At 49.3% G+C, this 17,228-nt stretch carries 15 protein-coding genes; 14 read left to right on the forward strand and 1 reads right to left on the reverse strand.

All coding sequences use genetic code 11. The features are described from left to right. Nucleotides 1-89: 89 nt before the first annotated feature. The 10 genes from LVQ79_RS09860 (at nucleotide 90) to otsA (ending at nucleotide 12,822) form a co-directional block, all read left to right on the forward strand. Entirely contained in the window at nucleotides 90-1,925 is a 1,836-nt protein-coding gene (locus tag LVQ79_RS09860) for a DUF2264 domain-containing protein (RefSeq protein ID WP_232864785.1), read from the forward strand. Then, a complete protein-coding gene (locus LVQ79_RS09865; protein ID WP_232864786.1) occupies nucleotides 1,922-3,202 on the forward strand; it encodes an oligosaccharide MFS transporter in 1,281 nt (426 codons plus the stop codon). The genes LVQ79_RS09860 and LVQ79_RS09865 overlap by 4 nt, the downstream gene beginning before the upstream one ends. A 13-nt stretch (nucleotides 3,203-3,215) precedes the next feature. After that, the gene (locus LVQ79_RS09870; RefSeq protein ID WP_232864787.1) at nucleotides 3,216-4,421 is read left to right on the forward strand and encodes a glycoside hydrolase family 88 protein; all 1,206 of its coding nucleotides are present in this window, start codon (nucleotides 3,216-3,218) and stop codon (nucleotides 4,419-4,421) included. Nucleotides 4,422-4,466: 45 nt separating this feature from the next. Next, entirely contained in the window at nucleotides 4,467-5,024 is a 558-nt protein-coding gene (locus tag LVQ79_RS09875) for a DJ-1 family glyoxalase III (RefSeq protein WP_232864969.1), read from the forward strand. 332 nt (nucleotides 5,025-5,356) lie between these two features. Continuing rightward, nucleotides 5,357-6,346: an arabinose ABC transporter substrate-binding protein gene (locus LVQ79_RS09880; RefSeq protein WP_232864788.1), complete on the forward strand. Its 990-nt coding sequence runs from the start codon at nucleotides 5,357-5,359 to the stop codon at nucleotides 6,344-6,346. Nucleotides 6,347-6,400: 54 nt separating this feature from the next. Next, nucleotides 6,401-7,915 carry an L-arabinose ABC transporter ATP-binding protein AraG gene (araG, locus tag LVQ79_RS09885; protein ID WP_232864789.1) on the forward strand — a complete coding sequence of 505 codons (1,515 nt, stop codon included), beginning with the start codon at nucleotides 6,401-6,403 and terminating at the stop codon, nucleotides 7,913-7,915. Between the two features lie 14 nt (nucleotides 7,916-7,929). Next, complete coding sequence (araH, locus tag LVQ79_RS09890) at nucleotides 7,930-8,916, forward strand: L-arabinose ABC transporter permease AraH (protein WP_151994699.1); 987 nt, start codon at nucleotides 7,930-7,932, stop codon at nucleotides 8,914-8,916. Nucleotides 8,917-9,206: 290 nt separating this feature from the next. Continuing rightward, complete coding sequence (locus tag LVQ79_RS09895) at nucleotides 9,207-10,472, forward strand: HAAAP family serine/threonine permease (RefSeq protein WP_232864790.1); 1,266 nt, start codon at nucleotides 9,207-9,209, stop codon at nucleotides 10,470-10,472. A gap of 147 nt (nucleotides 10,473-10,619) precedes the next feature. Next, a complete protein-coding gene (gene otsB, locus LVQ79_RS09900) occupies nucleotides 10,620-11,423 on the forward strand; it encodes a trehalose-phosphatase (RefSeq protein WP_232864791.1) in 804 nt (267 codons plus the stop codon). Next, entirely contained in the window at nucleotides 11,398-12,822 is a 1,425-nt protein-coding gene (gene otsA, locus LVQ79_RS09905) for an alpha,alpha-trehalose-phosphate synthase (RefSeq protein ID WP_232864792.1), read from the forward strand. Before otsB ends, otsA begins: the two co-directional genes overlap by 26 nt. Before the next feature lie 296 nt (nucleotides 12,823-13,118). Here otsA and uspC read toward each other — a convergent pair whose 3' ends face one another. After that, the gene (gene uspC, locus LVQ79_RS09910) at nucleotides 13,119-13,541 is read right to left on the reverse strand and encodes a universal stress protein UspC (RefSeq protein WP_134186751.1); all 423 of its coding nucleotides are present in this window, start codon (nucleotides 13,539-13,541) and stop codon (nucleotides 13,119-13,121) included. A gap of 806 nt (nucleotides 13,542-14,347) precedes the next feature. Here uspC and flhD point away from each other — a divergent pair. The 4 genes from flhD (at nucleotide 14,348) to motB (ending at nucleotide 17,228) form a co-directional block, all read left to right on the forward strand. Further along, complete coding sequence (gene flhD, locus LVQ79_RS09915) at nucleotides 14,348-14,698, forward strand: flagellar transcriptional regulator FlhD (RefSeq protein ID WP_034455083.1); 351 nt, start codon at nucleotides 14,348-14,350, stop codon at nucleotides 14,696-14,698. Nucleotides 14,699-14,702: 4 nt separating this feature from the next. Next, nucleotides 14,703-15,281 (forward strand): flagellar transcriptional regulator FlhC, encoded by a 579-nt coding sequence (gene flhC / locus LVQ79_RS09920; RefSeq protein WP_151994694.1) that lies wholly within the window; start codon nucleotides 14,703-14,705, stop codon nucleotides 15,279-15,281. Between the two features lie 127 nt (nucleotides 15,282-15,408). Beyond that, nucleotides 15,409-16,302: a flagellar motor stator protein MotA gene (gene motA, locus LVQ79_RS09925; protein WP_151994693.1), complete on the forward strand. Its 894-nt coding sequence runs from the start codon at nucleotides 15,409-15,411 to the stop codon at nucleotides 16,300-16,302. After that, nucleotides 16,299-17,228 carry a flagellar motor protein MotB gene (gene motB, locus LVQ79_RS09930; RefSeq protein ID WP_034455086.1) on the forward strand — a complete coding sequence of 310 codons (930 nt, stop codon included), beginning with the start codon at nucleotides 16,299-16,301 and terminating at the stop codon, nucleotides 17,226-17,228. The genes motA and motB overlap by 4 nt, the downstream gene beginning before the upstream one ends.

Below are 17,228 nucleotides of genomic sequence, written 5' to 3' on the forward strand. Positions count from 1 at the left end.
CTACTCTTTGCATCAACGCGCTGAACCAGCGTGCACAAATTATGAATAACAATAACTTAGATTATTCTCGTGTCTGGCGGGAGGACATTGTGCAACCTGAACATATTACCCTGAACAACCCTCTAAAATGCAGGGATGATCTGCATAAACTGGTGAATGAATTATTGAATGCCGTTTCGCCATTCTTTAAAAAAGAGGCCAGTGGTGTCGACCTGGCAAATTTCACTGCCCATTACGGGCAAAAAATTGCCAATATGGAAACTTTCTCGCGCTTGTTATGGGGCGTGACGCCACTTTTGGCGGGAGGGTACGAGCCGGAGCAACTCTCTTTTTATATCCAGGCAATAAAAAACGGTACTAATCCTGACCACGCAGAATATTGGGGCGAAGTGGCTCCTTACGATCAGCGCATTGTGGAAATGGCGGCCTACGGATTAATGCTGGCTGTAGCGCATAAACCGCTGCTGGCGCACTTTAACGAGCAGGAGAAATACCATCTCTGGCAATGGCTAAAGCAGAGTGAAGACCACGATATCCCGGATAACAACTGGCATTTCTTCCCGATTCTGGTGCAGGTCGGTTTCCACCACTGCGGGATGCCGAACAATGCCGATACGTTGGAAAAGCATTTCGCCGCCATGGAGCATTATTACCTCGGCGACGGCTGGTATTCCGATGGCCCAGGTCGCCCACGTGATTACTATATTTCGATGGGCTTCCATTTCTACGGGCTTATCTATTCCAAATTAATGGCCGATGTTGACCCGCAGCGCTGCCAAAAATTGCTCCAGCGCGCTACGGAATTTGCCGTCGATTTTATCCATTTCTTCGCGGATGACGGTGCGGCCATTCCGTTCGGTCGCAGCCTCACTTATCGCTTTGCGCAAGCCGCATTCTGGAGTGCCGCTGCTTTTGCCGGGCTTGAGGTTTACGAACCGGGCGTGGTGAAAGGCATCGTTCTGCGCCATTTACGCTGGTGGTTGCAACAGCCGCTGTTTGACCGCGATGGCGTGCTGAGCGTGGGCTACAGCTATCCCAACCTGATTATGGCGGAAGATTACAACGCGCCGGGTTCGCCGTATTGGGGGCTGAAAACCATGCTGGTGCTGGCGTTAGGTGAAAACGATGCCTTCTGGCAGGCGCAAGAATTACCGCTACCCGTCCGTGAAGCAGAACACAGCATTCCCCACGCTGCGCAAATTCTGGTTCATCAGGATAACCACTTATGGATGCTGACATCCGGGCAGCTTGAGCTAAATAACTTCGTTAATACCGAAGCTAAATACTGCAAATTTGCCTATTCCACACGTTACGGTTTCACCATTGAACGCGGGCGCTACGGGCTGAACCATGCGGCACCTGACTCGATGTTGCTGCTATCCGAGAAAGATAACTATTGGCGTGGACGTCGCGAATGCCAGCACGTCACCACCGCCGACGGCATGATTTATAGCCGCTGGCTGCCGTGGAATGACGTCATTATCGACACCTGGCTGGTGCCGCTTGGCGACTGGCAGGTACGGGTGCATCACATCAAAACCTCGCGTGATTTGGACTGTGCCGAAGGCGGTTTTAGTTTGCCCAATCGCCCGCTGCCGCACGCCGATCTCTCGTTGGCAAACAGCGTTCTCAAAACGGCTACCGATACCAGCGCTATCACCTGTTTAAGCCCGCAACCGCGGAACGGGGAGCAGGTTTTAACTCCACCAAACAGCAACTTATTGTTCGCCGAACGCGCTGCCATTCCGCTGCTGCGCGGTGAATTAAACGCAGGAACGCATCTCTTAATCAGCGCCGTTTGGGCAGGGGATTGCGACGGCTTTGATGAACACGCTTGCCCGCAAGCCATTATCAGCGAGGGCGCTGTACGCCTGGTGATGGGCCACCACCAAAAACACGTCTTGTTTCTGGAGAACCATGAATGAATAGTTCAACACCAACGCGTACCGCTCAAATAAAAATGAGCACGTTTATCTTTCTCTACTTTTTCACCTGGTCCTCAAGCTTCGGGTTATATGCCCTGTGGTTGAGCCAAAAAGTAGGGTTAGACAGCATTACCATCGGCAGCGTTTTTGCGATTAACGGCGTGTTCGCCGTGGTGATGAAGCCGGTCTACGGCTACATCATGGACAAAATTGGTATGAGCAAGTGGCTGCTCTATTTTGTCTGCGCTATCTCGGCCTTCATGGCCCCGTTCTTTGTCACGGTGTATCAACCGTTGCTGCTGACGCATACCACGATTGGTATTGTGATCGGTGCTTTTTACCTGAGCCTCGGCTGGTACGCAGGTGTTGCGGCTTCTGAATCTTATGCCGACCGATTTAGCCGATTGTATGGTCTGGAATTTGGGCGCATTCGCATGTGGGGATCGCTCGGTTGGGCAATGGCGGCGTCGGTTTCCGGCCTGCTGTTCAACTACACGCCGCTGGCAAACTTCCTTGTCAGCAGCACGACCTCCGTATTGATGTTGCTGGTGCTGATCAGCCTGAAAATTGGCGATGAACAACTGCGCAATAACAATGTGATTTCAGCGAATAAAATCGTCTTTTCCGATGTTCTGATGCTGCTGAAAAATCGTAAGTTCTGGATGTTCAGCCTGTATGTCGCAGGCGTGGCATGGATGATGTTTGTTGCTGAACAGCAATTCCCACGCTACTTCGTCTCTTTCTTCGATACCAAAGAGCAGGGCAACGCCTGGTACGGCTACCTCAGCACGCTGCAGTCCGGCATGGAATTCGTGATGATGATGTTCATCCCGGTGCTGGTAAACCATTACGGTGCCAAAAAAGGGTTGTTGCTCTGCGGCTGCGTCGTCGGTTTGCGCCTGATAGCGTCCGGCCTGACCACCGATCCGCTGGTGATTTCCATTATCAAACCGTTCTACGGCGTCGAAATTGCCCTGCTGCTGATCTCCGTGTTCAAGTACATCGCCGAGCATTTCCACCAGAAGGTCAACGCCACCATGTATCTGCTGGGTTATCAGGCGATGATTTATGTCGGCTCGGTAGTAGTGGCACCGCCTGCAGGCTATCTGTACGACAAAATCGGCTTCGCACACACCTACTTAATGATGGGCTGCTGCGCGCTGGTCTTCACCCTGATTTCCGCTTTCACACTCTCGCGTTGCCAGTCAAAACGCGCTGAATCTCAGACATTCTCACCCGCTTTAGACACTTCACCGGTCGAACCGGTAAAACATTAATTAAGGAGACGTTATGACCCGTTCTGTAGTCACTGAAAAAGTTGTGACCGAGCCACTGCGCCCTATTGAATTGCATCAAGTAGACCGCCTGGCCCTGAAACGCAAGCTGGATGCGGCTTTGCAAAGTGTCACTACAAAGCTGGATAAGACCATTGTTGCCGTAGGAGACAAATTCCCTAACGAAGCCTGCGAAGGCGGCAAATGGAAACCTTCGGAGAATAATGAGTGGACCACCAGTTTCTGGCCAGGGCAACTGTGGCTGGCATGGGAGATGACCGGCGATGAAAAATATCGCCAGGCGGCAGAGCGTTATCTGCCTTCTTTTAAACAGCGTTTAGACAAGCGCATCGAAACCGCTACCCACGATTTGGGCTTCCTTTACACGTTGTCGTGCGTTAACGCCTGGCGTTTAACCGGCAATGAAACCGCCCGCCAGACCGCGCTGCAAGCGGCGGATATTCTGATGGAGCGTTTTAACCCGGTGGCAAAAATCATTCAGGCGTGGGGCGATTTGAATGATCCAGAACAACAGGGAAGGATGATTATTGACTGTAATATGAACCTTCCGCTGCTTTATTGGGCAAGCCAGCAAACGGGCGACGAACGCTACGCGCAGGCCGCTACGGCACACGCGGATCAGGCGGCGAAGTACATTGTTCGCCCGGACGCTTCTACATTCCATACTTACTATATGGATGTAAAAACCGGCGAGCCGCGGTTTGGCAATACGCATCAGGGTTACAGCGACAGCTCATGCTGGTCGCGCGGGCAGGCGTGGGGCATCTACGGTTTCTTGCTCACGTATTTGTATACCGGCGACAAGAGCATGGTGGATCTCACCCGCAGCCTGGCGCATTACTTTATCAACCGCCTCCCGGAAGATGACGTGTGCCACTGGGATCTGGCATTGCTGGGCACCGATGCGGTGCGCGACAGTTCAGCTGCCGCGATTACTGCCTGTGGCCTGCTGGAGTTAGTGAAAGTACTGCCGGTGCTGGACGAACATCGCGCCCACTACGAAGAGATGGCGCTGCGTATTATCCAGTCGCTGACCGATAACTATCTGGCGCGTGACGATGAGCCATGTGAAGGTCTGCTGAAACACTCGGTCTACCACATGGCGAGCGGCAAAGGGGTGGATGAATGTTGCAGTTGGGGAGACTATTTCTACCTGGAAGCGCTGGCACGTGTGCGCCAAGTGTGGAGTCTCTACTGGTAAGTTTATCGCCCCCGTCATATTGCGGGGGCAACATGGAGAGTGATGATGAAAACCGTTGCAGTTTTGCTGGCACCAGGTTTTGAAGAAGCCGAAGCCATTGTTACTATTGATATTCTGCGTCGCCTTAAAATAGAAGTGCGCACACTTTCTTGCGTCGATACCCGTGCGGTGGTGAGTTACCACGATATTCCGATGGTGGCAGACGCTACGCTGAGTGAATGTTTTGATGAAACATTCGATGCCGTTGTGCTGCCTGGCGGCCCAGACGGCAGTGTCTTTCTGGCCCAAAACGCTAACGTGATTGCTTTCGTGCGTCGTCATGACGATCTTGGCAAATTAATCTGCCCGATTTGCTCTGCTGCGGCACGCGTCCTGGGTGGTAACGGTTTGCTTAAAGGTCGCCGCTACGTCTGTTCTGGGGATTTGTGGCAGCAGGTGACGGATGGTGAATATGTTGATGCTGACGTAGTCGAAGATGGCAATTTGATAAGCGGCAGAGGGCTGGGAAAAGTATTCGATTTTGCCCTGACCATTGCCGCGCGCCTTGAAGGCGACGAAGCCCCTGCGCGTGATCACGCGGAACATATCTATTATCAATGGTAATGATCAGAAAGACCGGCGGGTGAGCGCAATACTTACCCGTCTTCCTCAATCTTTATTCAGATAAATCAGCTTATCCACCTTAGCGCTGAATTTATGGATAAACCTGCTAACGCATATTTCATTTGTCCGACATAAACCCCTATTTTTATGTCTTTTATTGCTGAATACATGCACGGTCTAACTGTATTTCTGCCATGTGATTGCGCTCTCTTATGGACTATTAATTTCCCGCTACAACTATCTCCAGCCCAGAAGCAAAAAGCTCATACGGCTAATGGCTTGTTTTAACTAAACCTTACCCTACAGAAAATAAAATCGAGCTGGAGAATACCATGCACAAATTTACTAAAGCGCTAGCGGCAATTGGCATTGCTGCAATTATGTCACAATCCGCTATCGCAGAAACAATGAAGCTGGGTTTCCTGGTGAAGCAACCGGAAGAACCATGGTTCCAGACCGAATGGAAATTTGCTGATAAAGCCGGGAAAGATCTTGGCTTTGAAGTGATTAAAATTGCCGTTCCCGACGGCGAAAAAACCCTTAATGCTATTGATAGCCTGGCCGCCAGCGGCGCGAAAGGCTTTGTGATTTGTACTCCGGATCCAAAACTGGGTTCGGCAATTGTGGCGAAAGCCAAAAGCTACGACATGAAAGTCATTGCCGTTGATGACCAGTTCGTCAACGCGAAAGGCAAGCCAATGGACACCGTGCCATTAGTGATGATGGCGGCGACCAAAATCGGTGAACGCCAGGGGCAAGAGCTCTACAAAGAGATGCAAAAACGCGGTTGGGACGTGAAAGAATCCGCAGTTATGGCGATTACGTCTGACGAGCTCGATACTGCCCGCCGCCGTACTTCTGGTTCAATGGAAGCTCTGAAAGCAGCTGGTTTCCCAGAAAAACAAATCTACAAAGTCCCGACCAAATCTAACGACATCCCTGGGGCTTTCGATGCCGCTAACTCCATGTTGGTTCAACACCCTGAAGTGAAACACTGGCTAATTGTTGGCATGAACGACAACACCGTGCTGGGTGGCGTGCGTGCCACTGAAGGGCAGGGCTTTAAAGCGCCGGATGTTATTGGTGTAGGTATTAATGGTGTGGATGCCGTAAGTGAACTGTCGAAAGCTAATGCCACTGGTTTCTACGGATCTTTGCTCCCAAGCCCGGATGTACACGGCTATAAAAGTAGCGAAATGCTCTACAACTGGGTCACCAAAGGTGCAGAGCCACCGAAGTTCACTGAAGTTACCGACGTGGTACTGATCACTCGCGACAACTTTAAAGAAGAGCTGGCTAAAAAAGGCCTCGGCGGTAAGTAATCTCTTTGGCGGATGAGGTTTATGCCCATCCGCCCTTCAACATTGGGGTATGTCATGCAACATGAGACACCGTATCTCTCTTTTCGTGGTATAGGCAAAACTTTCCCCGGCGTGAAAGCCTTACAGGACATCAGTTTCGACTGCTATGCCGGGCAAGTTCACGCACTAATGGGGGAGAATGGCGCAGGGAAATCAACGCTGCTGAAAATTTTGAGTGGCAATTATGCTCCAACTCAAGGCTGTATTGCCCTGCGCGGTGAGGAAGTGGCTTTTGCCGACACTCCAGCGGCGCTTAATGCCGGAGTCGCGATTATTTATCAGGAGCTTCATCTGGTGCCGGAAATGTCGGTGGCAGAGAATATTTACCTCGGACAGCTACCTCATAAAGCGGGGTTTGTGAACCGCTCTTTACTGAATTACGAAGCAAAGTTACAGCTTGAGCATCTCGGGCTGGATATTGACCCAAGCACTCCGCTCAAATATTTATCCATCGGCCAATGGCAGATGGTCGAAATAGCTAAGGCGCTGGCGCGTAATGCGAAAGTGATCGCCTTTGATGAACCGACCAGTTCTCTCTCCCGTCGTGAAATCGACAACCTGTTTCGCGTCATCCGTGAGTTACGCGCCGAAGGCCGCGTGATCCTCTACGTCTCGCATCGTATGGAGGAAATCTTTGCGCTCAGTGATGCCATCACCGTGTTTAAAGACGGGCGCTACGTGCGCACCTTTGATGATATGAAGCAAGTCAGTCATGACTCGCTGGTGCAGGCGATGGTCGGGCGCGATCTTGGTGATGTCTATGGCTGGAAACCTCGTGAACATGGGGCTGAGCGTTTACGCCTTGATGGTGTAAAAGCCCCTGGTGTACGAACACCTATTTCGCTTTCAGTGCGTAGTGGTGAAATTGTCGGTCTGTTTGGTCTGGTCGGTGCCGGTCGGAGTGAACTGATGAAAGGCATGTTTGGCGGTACGCGCATCACCGATGGCAAAGTATTAATTGATGGCGAGGTTATCAATATTAATAAGCCCGCTGATGCGATTCGTGCCGGCATGATGCTGTGCCCGGAAGACCGCAAAGCTGACGGCATTATTCCGGTGCATTCGGTGCGTGACAATATCAATATTAGTGCGCGGCGTAAGCATATTAGCGCCGGTTGTCTGATAAACAACCGCTGGGAAACAGACAATGCCGCCTCGCATATCCGTTCGCTGAACATTAAAACTCCTTCAGCTGAGCAGCTGATCATGAACCTCTCCGGTGGCAACCAGCAAAAAGCGATTTTAGGGCGCTGGCTGTCGGAGGAGATGAAAGTGATTTTACTTGATGAGCCAACGCGCGGCATTGATGTTGGGGCAAAATACGAAATCTATAACGTGATTTATGCCCTTGCTGCACAAGGTGTAGCTGTGCTGTTTGCATCAAGCGATCTGCCCGAAGTGCTTGGCCTTGCGGACCGCATTATCGTGATGCGCGAAGGGGAAATAGCCGGTGAATTGCTGCATGGCGAAACCAATGAGCAACAAGCATTAAGTCTGGCAATGCCAAAAACCAGTGCGTCTGCCGCATGAGTAAGGAGATAAAAATGTCTGCATTAACTACATCAGGTGACAGCAATAAGAAGTCGTCCCTGAGTCTTGGGCGTATCTGGGATAACTACGGCATGCTGGTGGTGTTCGCCGTTCTGTTTATTGCCTGTGCTATTTTTGTACCGAATTTCTCTTCTTTCGTGAATATGAAGGGATTAGGGCTTGCCATCTCAATGTCGGGAATGGTGGCTTGTGGCATGTTGTTCTGCCTGGCATCTGGTGATTTCGATTTGTCCGTTGCGTCGGTGATTGCATGTGCCGGGGTCACCACGGCGGTAGTCATCAACATGACAGAAAGCCTGTGGATTGGTGTGGCGGCAGGGCTGTTGCTCGGTGTGTTATGCGGCCTGGTGAACGGTTTTGTTATTGCAAAACTAAAAATCAACGCACTTATCACCACGCTTGCCACCATGCAAATTGTACGCGGCCTCGCATACATTATTTCTGATGGTAAAGCGGTGGGCATCGAGGATGAACGCTTCTTTGCACTGGGTTACGCCAACTGGTTAGGGCTGCCTGCACCCATCTGGCTGACCGTTGCGTGTCTGATAATCTTTGGTTTCCTGCTCAACAAAACGACCTTTGGCCGTAACACATTGGCGATTGGTGGCAACGAAGAAGCGGCACGTCTGGCGGGTGTGCCAGTGGTGCGCACTAAAATCATCATCTTTATTCTCTCGGGATTAGTGTCGGCAGCAGCAGGGATTATCCTTGCTTCGCGTATGACCAGTGGTCAGCCAATGACGTCTATTGGTTACGAGTTGATTGTAATTTCAGCCTGCGTGTTGGGTGGGGTATCACTCAAAGGTGGGATTGGCAAAATTTCCTACGTGATTGCCGGGATTTTGATTCTTGGCACCGTGGAAAATGCCATGAACCTGCTGAACATTTCGCCTTTCTCGCAATATGTGGTGCGTGGCTTGATTCTGCTTGCTGCTGTCATCTTCGACCGCTACAAACAGAAAGCAAAACGTACGGTTTAACGGCTTGGTTCTGCTGCGCTGATTTCGGGTAGTGGGAATACATTGTAGCGGTAAAGGGTGTGAGTTCTTTTTTGGGGGTGGATTAGCGAAAGCGACATCCACCATTTTTTTTGTCATCAACATTGTTTAATTTTTACGCAGATAATATATCCAGTGTTTAAATGTGATATTGATTAGATTGTTAGTATTTCCCGCCATAAACTAATTCAAACCAGGATATGAATCACTGTAACAATCACGCGGCTAAAGTAGAGTTGGCAGCCTGAATTCGGCCTCAAGGAGATGAGCCAATGAGCAGTGATGTTAATTACACCAGTAGTAAAGTGCATGTTCCCGGGAATCGTAAGTTTGACACGACCTGGGTTCTTAGCCTTTTTGGTACGGCGGTTGGGGCAGGGGTGTTATTTCTCCCGATCAACGCAGGGATGGGCGGATTCTGGCCGTTAGTGGCACTGGCGGTTATCGTTGGGCCAATGACCTGGCTTGCTCACCGCGGGCTTGCTCGTTTTGTCTTATCATCACGAAACCCTGGCAGCGATATCACCGAAGTTGTGGAAGAACACTTCGGAGCTAAAGCGGGCATCTTAATTACTCTGCTGTACTTCTTCGCAATCTACCCAATTCTGTTGATTTACGGCGTTGGTATCACCAACACCATTGATTCGCTAATGGTCAACCAACTGGGAATGGCTTCACCACCGCGTGTGATTTTGTCGATTGTGCTGATTGTCGCGCTGATGGCGGTGATGCTGACGAGTGAACGTGTGATGCTGAAAATTACCGAGCTGATGGTTTACCCGTTAGTCGGCATCCTGCTGTTCCTCTCTTTATATTTGATTCCACACTGGAACACGGCCGCTCTTTCCCAAGTACCTACTGCGCTAGATTTCACTACAACTATGTGGCTGACTATTCCGGTGTTGGTCTTTGCTTTTAACCACTCACCGGCTATCTCCTCATTTGCGTTGTCTCAGCGTCGTGAATATGGCAACCAGGCAGATGAAAAAGCCAGCCAGACGCTGCGCAAAACATCCACCATTCTGCTGGCGTTTGTTATGTTGTTTGTCTTCAGCTGCGTGCTAAGTGTAACGCCGGCAGATTTGATGGCAGCAAAACAGCAAAATATTTCAATGCTGAGCTTCCTTGCTAACAAATTCGATAATCCGCTGATCTCCATCTTTGGCCCACTGGTAGCAATTCTGGCAATTTCCAGCTCCTTCTTCGGTCACTACCTGGGAGCACGTGAAGGTCTGCACGGACTGGTGAAAAAAATTGCCCGCCACAACGGCAAGCGTTTTGATGACCGCAAGCTGAATAAAGCTATCGCTCTGTTCTTCCTGCTGAGCCTGTGGTTGGTGGCAACACTTAATCCAAGCATCCTTGGCATGATCGAATCTCTGGGCGGCCCAATCATCGCGATGATCCTGTTTATCATGCCGATGTATGCTATCCACAAAATTCCTGCGCTGGCGAAATTCCGTGGCAAAGTGAGCAATATCTTCGTTACGGTTATGGGTCTTGTGGCTATTTCAGGACTTATCGCAAGCTTCTTCTGACACCTGCCATACCGAAACGCCAGGCCATATGCGGCCTGGCGATTTATCCTGGAAAATTGCGACACCCGTCACCCTGTCTATACTTACATGGCTAATCATAATCTACCGTTACGGTAGTAATACTAACTATGTAAGGAGGAGCCGCTGGTGGCTGAAGTTGCATCTGTACCGCCTCTACTTTCAGGAAACCTTGCCTTTTTCTTCGACCTCGATGGCACGCTTGCAGAAATCAAACCGCACCCGGACCAGGTTTATATTCCCGCTGCGGTGCGCACATTGCTGCAAAAAATGTCGCTCATGAGTGGTGGGGCGTTGGCATTGATTTCAGGGCGCTCAATGACTGAGCTAGATAAGCTCGCCACTCCCTTTCACTTCCCACTCGCGGGTGTGCATGGGGCAGAACGCCGTGATATCAATGATAAAACCCATGTAGTGACGCTCCCTGAACCGGTAGTAGCCGCATTACATCAGCATTTAAGCAATGCGCTTTTACAGCTTCCAGGTACTGAACTTGAAGCTAAAGGGATGGCTTTTGCGCTGCATTACCGCCAGGCGCCCGAAGCAGAAGAGGCTATTTTTGAATTGGCACAGCAAATGACACTGCACTTTCCTGAACTGGCGTTGCAACCGGGGAAATGTGTCGTGGAGTTGAAACCTTTGGGCATCGATAAAGGTGCTGCTATTCGCGCATTTATGCAGGAAGCACCCTTTGCGGGCCGCACACCGATTTTTATTGGTGATGATTTAACAGATGAAGCAGGGTTCAAACAGGTTAACGCCCTTGGAGGGGTGACCATTAAAGTGGGAAATGGCGACACGATTGCTAACTTCCGACTGGCAAACGTGCGCATGGTTTATCACTGGCTTGGCAAATTAACGCAACACATAGAACAACAAAAGTCAGATATTTTACGGGGAGAAGATTATGAGTCGCTTAGTGGTAGTCTCTAATCGCATTGCGCCACCGGACGATAAGAAAGGCGGTGCAGGTGGCTTGGCTGTGGGGATTTTGGGGGCTTTAAAGACGGCCGGAGGGCTGTGGTTTGGCTGGAGTGGAGAGGTCGGTGACCCCGATGCTGCATTACAAAAGACTAAACGGGGCAACATCACCTGGGCTTCTTTCAATCTCAGCAAAGAAGACTACGAAAGCTATTATCTGCAATTTTCCAACGCTGTCCTTTGGCCGGCGTTTCACTATCGTCTGGACCTGGTCGATTATCAGCGTGAAGCCTGGGAAGGCTATCAACGGGTTAATACCATGCTTGCGAGCAAGCTTAAGCCATTGTTGGAAAAAGACGATGTCTTATGGGTACATGACTACCATCTGCTGCCCTTCGCTGCAGATTGTCGCAAACAAGGGCTAAATCACCGCATCGGTTTTTTCTTACATATTCCATTCCCAACGCCAGAAGTATTTAACGCGCTCCCGCCGCATGAGGAGTTACTTGAAGCGTTGTGTGAGTACGATTTACTGGGTTTTCAGACGGAAAACGATCGCCAGGCATTCCTGGATTGTGTGGCAAGTCAGACGCGGCTTGATAGCCTGGATAAAAACCAGCATCAGGCGTATGGCAATACGTTTCGCACGGAAGTATATCCGATAGGTATCGAACCAGAAGAAATCAAAAAGAGCGCTCAGGGTCCGCTGCCGCCGAAGTTGGCGCAGCTTAAAGCGGAATTGGGGAGTATCAAAAACATCTTTTCGGTTGAGCGACTGGATTATTCCAAAGGATTGCCTGAACGGTTTCTCGCTTTTGAAGCGCTACTGGAAAATTATCCCCAGCACCACGGGAAAATCCGTTATACGCAAATTGCACCCACTTCGCGTGGCGATGTGCAGGCGTATCAGGATATTCGTCATCAGTTGGAAACTGAAGCGGGGCGCATCAATGGTAAGTACGGTCAGTTGGGCTGGACACCGCTATACTATTTGAATCAACATTTTGACCGCAAGCTGGTAATGAAAGTATTCCGCCATGCGGATGTTGGCTTAGTGACTCCACTGCGTGATGGGATGAATCTGGTGGCAAAAGAGTATGTCGCGGCTCAGGACCCTGCTAATCCGGGTGTGCTGGTGTTGTCGAAATTCGCCGGTGCCGCAAACGAATTATCCTCCGCACTCATTGTTAATCCTTACGACCGTGACGACGTTGCCGCAGCCCTGGATCGCGCGTTAACTATGCCTTTAGCCGAACGGATATCACGCCATAGCGAAATGATGACGGTGATTGAGAAGAATGATATTCACCACTGGCAGAAGCGGTTTATAGAGGACTTGAAGCAGGTTGCTCCACGGAATGAGGAGTTTGAGATGGGAAAGAAGGTGGCGACATTTCCTAAGTTGGCATGACGCTATTCCACCGCCTATGGCCGGACGGTGATTATTCCGTTCGCATAGATGATTTACCTGCATTGCAAACCCGCTAACGGTGAATGTGTCAGGGGGAAATCTTCCCCCTGGCAACCCTCGCCAGATCATTAAATTGCCATTTCACCGTAAGGCTTGGCTATTTAAATCCGGAGCCAGGTCAAAATCGAATAAGCTTTTGAAGTTTTGTTTTGAGGTTAGCTTTGAGTGACATCAATTTTAAGATCAATACCCCTCTTACTTCTGATGATATAAGCCAAATTTAACTTAAATACTGCTTATCTCAGCGGAACGAGCAAAACATCAACCTGGCTGGATGCTACCACTGCTTTCGCGGAACAAATTATCTTGCTAAAAAAGGATTGATTGTGGTTACCACAAATCACTAAATCCACAGATCCCTTATTACATATTGCCAGAATGTGCTCACTTAATTCGCCGGTAGCAATAACCGTTTCTGTAATAGGGTAATTTGCCTTTTTAACCAGCTCATCAATAAAAAGCTGAGTCTCTTCAAGCATTAATTCACGCAGGTTTTCCATCATTGGTGCGGCAAATTGATTATAAAGTTCGGGGTCGGATGCGAGTGTAATCAGCGAAATTTTCCCATTCACCGGCCGGGCGATTGAAACCGCCTTTTCAACCAGGATTTGGCTTTCTGGACTGATGGCGACAGCAACCAATATATGTTGGTAACTCATAACAATCTCCCGCTCGTTGATAACAAATCACTTACATTTTCCTTACTACAACTCACATTCTTACGCAAGAATAGTACCCATGGAAAATGTGAGTCTGCTCATGGAAAATGATTAATAACTCTAATGTAAACAACTTGTGAAGCAGCCTGGGTGCCTGGATAGCTCATTTTTCCATCAAACTTTAGTATTAATTTATATTGATACTGCGGTTGTCATCCTGGTGTAAGAATTTATCGCCATTCTTACACGAAATAGAAAACTTCAAGGCGTAATGTGCTAAAAACAAGCGTTATCACAGCGTATTAAATTGCTTGGTAAAAAATGCGATATAAATCACATAGCTAACCAGGTCTTAAGACACGTTATTGATGGTAAGTCATCAGATTGTTAGGCAAACGAAACGGTTTTACCAGATTAACGTAACGGTTATTTCGAGTTTGATTGTTTAATGAGCAAATGAAAAGTCTTGCTGATGTTTTAAGGTGAGTCATAAAGTAAATATATGTGATCTGTGTCACATATAATTCAAAATTCGCAGGCATCCGCATTGTATGTCTAAAGGGCTACGAGTAGAGTTTGCCCGGAATTAGGAAAAATCTTAATTTAATGTCAGAAATTTAAGCTCGGATAAGAACGTACCCACAAGGAAGTCTCCACTGCATTTTCGTGTCGGTGGATTCAGTGCGTGTTATCAGTCAAATGAATTTGTCTTTTTTGGTTGTTTTAATTTTAACCGGGATTTCTCGGCGACTCACGGGGTGCGGTAATACCGCATGTATAAAAGTAAGTTTTTCAGGATGAACAAAATGCATACATCCGAGTTGTTGAAACATATCTACGATATTAATTTATCGTATTTGTTGCTTGCGCAGCGCCTTATTAGTAGCGACAAAGCCTCAGCAATGTTTCGTTTGGGAGTGACCGAGGATATGGCCAATTCCCTGAGTGAATTAACATTGCCGCAAATGGTGAAATTGGCGGAAACTAACCAGCTGATTTGCCAATTCCGCTTTAACGATAACCAAACCATTACCCGCCTGACACAAGACTCTCGTGTGGATGATTTACAGCAAATTCATACTGGCATTTTGTTATCTACCCGCTTATTAAATGAGGTCTCCGCAATAGACGAGGCACCTCGCAAAAAAAGGGCGTAACAAAATGAGCGAAAAAAGTATTGTTCAGGAAGCCCGTGATATACAACTGGCGATGGAGTTAATCACGCTCGGCGCAAGATTGCAGATGCTGGAGAGCGAAACGCAATTAAGCCGTGGCCGACTGATCAAACTATATAAAGAGCTCCGTGGTAGCCCACCACCGAAAGGAATGCTGCCTTTTTCTACCGACTGGTTTATGACGTGGGAGCAGAATATTCATGCTTCTATGTTTTGCAACGCCTGGCAGTTCTTGCTGCGCACCGGATTATGTACTGGTGTCGATGCAGTCATTAAGGCATACCGCTTGTATCTGGAGCAATGCCCGGCACAAGAAAGCGGGCCGCTGTTGGCGCTGACTCGCGCCTGGACACTGGTGCGTTTTGTTGAAAGTAACATGCTTGAATTGAACTGTTGCAACTGCTGCGGCGGTAACTTTATTACTCACGCACATCAGCCCGCAGGTAGCTTTGCTTGCAGTTTATGCCAGCCGCCGTCGAGAGCGGTAAAAAGACGTAAACTTTCTACGAATACTGCCGATATTATTCCACAACTGCTGGATGAACAGGTCAAACAGGCCGTTTAACAGTTCGGTGTGGTAAACACTCCAGCAGCGATAAGCCATTATCGCTGCTTTTTTTTGCCCCGCATCCGACTGTTTGCCCCTCTGATTTGTGATTCCTCGTCACATTTAACAGCAGAAGGATGTACTCGTGCTGATTGTAATAGGTTATCTGGTCGTAATTGCGACAGTATTCGGCGGCTATATGATGACCGGCGGTCATCTTGGCGCACTCTATCAGCCAGCTGAATTTGTCATCATTGGCGGAGCGGGGATCGGGGCCTTTATCGTCGGTAATAACGGTAAGGCAATAAAGGCGACGGTAAAAGCGTTGCCATTACTGTTTCGCCGCTCGAAATACACCAAAAGCATGTATATGGATCTCATGGCGCTGCTTTATCGCCTGATGGCGAAGTCGCGCCAACAGGGGATGTTTTCGCTCGAACGTGATATCGAAAATCCAAAAGAAAGTGAAATCTTCGCCAGTTACCCGCGTATTCTTGCCGACACTCTGATGCTGGAATTCATTATTGATTACCTGCGCCTGATTATTAGCGGGAATATGAACTCATTTGAAATTGAAGCGCTGATGGATGAGGAAATTGAAACCCATGAAAGTGAGGCTGAAATACCGGCAAATAGCCTTGCCATCATGGGGGATTCACTCCCGGCTTTCGGTATTGTTGCCGCAGTTATGGGCGTGGTTCATGCGCTGGCATCAGCCGACAGACCCGCAGCAGAACTCGGTTCTTTAATTGCCCACGCAATGGTCGGCACCTTCCTCGGTATTTTGTTGGCCTACGGATTTATTTCACCGCTGGCGACCGTTTTACGCCAAAAAAGCGCTGAAACGACCAAAATGATGCAGTGCGTAAAAGTCACATTGCTCTCAAGCCTGAATGGTTATGCGCCGCCGATTGCTGTCGAATTTGGCCGTAAAACCCTTTACTCCAGCGAGCGCCCATCCTTTGTTGAGCTGGAAGAACATGTTCGTGCAGTTCGCTCTCCGAACGCGCAATCGCGTGCCACGGAAGAAGAAGTATGAAGCACAACGCGCGCCCGATTATTGTCGTAAAACGCCGTAAGCATAAAGGCCACGGCGGCGGCGCGCACGGTTCGTGGAAAATTGCCTACGCTGACTTCATGACCGCGATGATGGCTTTTTTTCTGGTGATGTGGCTGATTTCCATCTCCAGCCCTAAAGAACTGGCGCAAATTGCCGACTATTTCCGTACGCCACTATCTGCTGCCATTACCGGTGGGCAACGCATCGCCGACAGCCAAAGTCCGATTCCTGGTGGTGGCGATGATGTGACACAGCAACAAGGCGAAGTGAAAAGACAGCCGAATATCGAAGATCTCAGAAAACGGATGGAAGCCAACCGCCTCAAGCGGCTGGGAGACAAACTGGATCAACTGATTGAAGCTGACCCTAAGCTGCGTGCGCTGCGCCCACATCTGCAAATTGATCTGGTTCAGGAGGGACTGCGGATACAAATAATCGACAGTCAGAACCGCCCGATGTTTAAAAACGGCAGTGCAGAAGTTGAGCCTTACATGCGCGATATTCTGCGCAGCATTGCGCCGTTACTGAATGATTTTCCAAATAAAATTAGTTTATCCGGCCACACTGATGACTTGCCTTATGCCATGGGCGAGCACGGTTATAGCAACTGGGAACTTTCCGCTGACCGGGCCAACGCTTCGCGGCGTGAATTAATGGCAGGCGGTTTAATCGACGGCAAAGTCCTGCGTGTAGTGGGGATGTCATCAACCATGCGCCTGACTAATCGTGGTCCAGGTGACGCTATTAACCGGCGCATTAGTTTGCTGGTGCTCAACAAACAAGCTGAGGATGCCATCGTGCATGAAAACGCAGAAAGCGATAACCAGCCAATAAGCATTCTCCAACAACCTGCTGCCGCGGAACCGGCACAGAACACATTACCGCCACAACCCGGTACGAGGTGA

The organism is Buttiauxella cochleicola (genome assembly GCF_021282405.1).
In the GTDB taxonomy this organism is placed as follows: domain Bacteria; phylum Pseudomonadota; class Gammaproteobacteria; order Enterobacterales; family Enterobacteriaceae; genus Buttiauxella; species Buttiauxella massiliensis.

Coding starts and splice junctions, on each gene's coding strand:
- LVQ79_RS09865 (WP_232864786.1), top strand. CDS start 1,922: ATGAATAGTTCAACACCAACGCGTACCGCTCAAATAAAAATGAGCACG.
- LVQ79_RS09870 (WP_232864787.1), top strand. CDS start 3,216: ATGACCCGTTCTGTAGTCACTGAAAAAGTTGTGACCGAGCCACTGCGC.
- LVQ79_RS09875 (WP_232864969.1), top strand. CDS start 4,467: ATGAAAACCGTTGCAGTTTTGCTGGCACCAGGTTTTGAAGAAGCCGAA.
- LVQ79_RS09880 (WP_232864788.1), top strand. CDS start 5,357: ATGCACAAATTTACTAAAGCGCTAGCGGCAATTGGCATTGCTGCAATT.
- araG (WP_232864789.1), top strand. CDS start 6,401: ATGCAACATGAGACACCGTATCTCTCTTTTCGTGGTATAGGCAAAACT.
- araH (WP_151994699.1), top strand. CDS start 7,930: ATGTCTGCATTAACTACATCAGGTGACAGCAATAAGAAGTCGTCCCTG.
- LVQ79_RS09895 (WP_232864790.1), top strand. CDS start 9,207: ATGAGCAGTGATGTTAATTACACCAGTAGTAAAGTGCATGTTCCCGGG.
- otsA (WP_232864792.1), top strand. CDS start 11,398: ATGAGTCGCTTAGTGGTAGTCTCTAATCGCATTGCGCCACCGGACGAT.
- uspC (WP_134186751.1), bottom strand. CDS start 13,541: ATGAGTTACCAACATATATTGGTTGCTGTCGCCATCAGTCCAGAAAGC.
- flhD (WP_034455083.1), top strand. CDS start 14,348: ATGCATACATCCGAGTTGTTGAAACATATCTACGATATTAATTTATCG.
- flhC (WP_151994694.1), top strand. CDS start 14,703: ATGAGCGAAAAAAGTATTGTTCAGGAAGCCCGTGATATACAACTGGCG.
- motB (WP_034455086.1), top strand. CDS start 16,299: ATGAAGCACAACGCGCGCCCGATTATTGTCGTAAAACGCCGTAAGCAT.